Origin of the sequence: Sphingomonas sp. LH128, assembly GCF_000293195.2 — a bacterium.
Taxonomy (GTDB): domain Bacteria; phylum Pseudomonadota; class Alphaproteobacteria; order Sphingomonadales; family Sphingomonadaceae; genus Novosphingobium; species Novosphingobium resinovorum_A.
Window position 1 is genome coordinate 1 of record NZ_ALVC01000434.1, and the last position, 2,258, is coordinate 2,258.

General features: G+C 69.0%; 3 protein-coding genes and 1 pseudogene. All 4 read left to right on the plus strand.

Going from position 1 to position 2,258, the window contains the following annotated elements; all coding sequences use genetic code 11:
• On the plus strand, positions 1–840 hold an 840-nt coding region (locus tag LH128_RS27360; protein WP_008832947.1), incomplete at its 5' end, for a linalool dehydratase/isomerase domain-containing protein.
• A gap of 6 nt (positions 841–846) precedes the next feature.
• On the plus strand, positions 847–1,239 hold the full coding sequence (locus tag LH128_RS27365; protein WP_008832948.1) for a hypothetical protein: 393 nt from the start codon (positions 847–849) through the stop codon (positions 1,237–1,239).
• Positions 1,236–1,991: an SDR family NAD(P)-dependent oxidoreductase gene (locus LH128_RS27370; RefSeq protein ID WP_008832949.1), complete on the plus strand. Its 756-nt coding sequence runs from the start codon at positions 1,236–1,238 to the stop codon at positions 1,989–1,991. Before LH128_RS27365 ends, LH128_RS27370 begins: the two co-directional genes overlap by 4 nt.
• 62 nt (positions 1,992–2,053) lie before the next feature.
• A pseudogene (locus tag LH128_RS27375) lies at positions 2,054–2,258 on the plus strand (hypothetical protein); the annotation flags it as partial.

A 2,258-nucleotide genomic window follows, 5' to 3' on the forward strand; every position in this document is an offset into this window, starting at 1 on the left:
CCGTGCGAGCCGCGCTGGATCTATTCGATGTGCAACCTTGTCGGCCGCACCGCGCTGGCGCTGCACGATGCGCGCAACGGCACCGACATGATCGGCAAGGTCGGCGACCGCTTCGAGCAGACGATGGAGCAGGAAATGATGATGGCCGATGGGCGGGTGAAGGTCTGCACCTCGTCGCCCTTCGGCTTCACCGTGCCCAGCCTGTCGGGCCTGTTCGGCGAGACATGGGGCATCCGCTTCCTCACCCCGCACGCGCCCGATCAGGCGGAGCGGCTGTGGCAGGTGCTCAAGCAGGACTTCATCGCCCGCCGCCCCGACGGCACGCTCGATTTCAAGCTGCTGCCGCTGGGCTGGGACACGCGCAAGCCCGCCAACTTCTCGTTCGCGCAGTGGCCCGAACTGAACCCGCTGACGATGGTGCTGTGGGCCGCGCTGGAGATGGGCGACGAGGAGATCATCGCGGCCACCCGCGAGAGCATCGACGCGCAGTACAACCCCGGCATGGCCGATGCGCTGACCTGGACCCGCCGCAACACCGTGCGCGACATGGTCAACAAGGGTCTGCCGGAAGCGTGGAAGACCGGCCCGCTGCTGGCCGAGGCGCGCTATCCCGAAACCATCGTCACCCGCGCGGTCAGCGACGGGCGCGACCTGTCGCTGGTGCTGCGGGCAGGGCAAGGCCCGGCGCGCGTCGATCTCGGCTTCGCGCGGCTGGTGCCGGGTGCGCGCTACCGCGTGGTGCAGACCGGGCAGGAACTGCAGGCCGGGCCGGACGGCAAGGCGGCGCTGGCGTTCGACCTCGACATGCGCACCGAACTGCATCTGGTTCCGGTAAGCTGACGCGCCATGTCCTGCTGCATCCTCGCCGCCTTGCTGATCGCCCATATCATGGCGGTGCTGCGGCGCTGGGCGGTGTTCCTGGGGCTGGTCCCGCTCCGCGAGTACGACGATGCCGACACGCTGCCCAGCCGGATGCGGGCGTGGTCGGCAAGGCCCAATGTGCGGGCGACATTGGGCGCGCTCGTGGCGGTGGAGCTTCTGGCGGGCGGCACCTGGGTCTACGCGGAGCACGGCACGCACCTCTATCGCCTCGGCGACCAAGCCTACTCGGCGATCCGCGGAGAGCGGGTCATCTATAGCGAGGACTGCGGCAAGCCCGGAGAGCGCTATGCCTTGCGCATGGTGATCGACGAAAGCGGCAGGGTAATCCGGAACGAGCGGGTGTCGGCGCAGTCATGACCGGGGAATTCGCTGGCCGCGTGGCCATCGTCACCGGCGCTTCGCGCGGGATCGGCGCGGTGCTGGCCGAGGCGCTCGCCGCACGCGGCGGCGACGTGGTGCTGGTGGCGCGCGACGAGGCACGGCTGGAGGACGTCGCCCGCCGCATCGCCGCAGCGCATGGCGTGAACGTCCGGGTCGTCGCGGGCGATGCCGCCGACGCGCAAGTCGCGGCGCAAGCGGTCGCGGCGGCGATTGAACTGGGCGGGCTCGACCTGCTGGCCAACGTCGCGGGCTGGTATCCGACCGCACTGGTGGAGGACACCGGGGACGAGGACTATGCCCGCACCCTTGCCAGCAATCTCGGCGCGACATTCGCGATGTGCCGCGCGGCGCTGCCCGAACTGCGGGCGCGGGGCGGCGCGATCGTCAACATGTCGTCCACCGCCGCGCGCTTTCCCACCCCGGGGCTCGCCATCTACGGCGCGTCTAAATGCGCGATCGAGGGGCTGACCCGCGCGATGGCGGTCGAAGCCGCGCCGCTGGTGCGCGTCAATGCGGTCTCCGCAGGGCCGACGATGACGGAAACGGTGAAGGCCCTGATGGAAACCGACAAGACCGGCGCGGTGGCCGCCGTCACCTCGGCCCTGCCGCTGGGCCGCCTCGCGAAACCTGAGGAAATCGCCGAAGTATTCCTGTTTCTGGCCTCCGCGCGATCCTCGGTGATCACCGGGCAGGTCATCCACGCGAATTGCGGTGGCCATATGGCGTGAATGTGGTTCCAATTCTCGGTGGGATGCACCAAAAAGTAACCATGCCGTCCTAGCTTCCGGCCATGCGTATCGCGACGATCACCAACTGGGCCTACGGCGCGACCGTCTGCCTCACCATCGTGGCCGGTGTCACGATGGTTATGGCCTCAAGCGCCGACCGGGTCGAGCGCGCCGCGGTGCGCCAGCGCGACCTGTTCGACCAGCTTACCTTCGAGATCGAGAACGATTTGTCGGAGTTGACCGACCAGGCGCGGCTGGCGGCGGGGG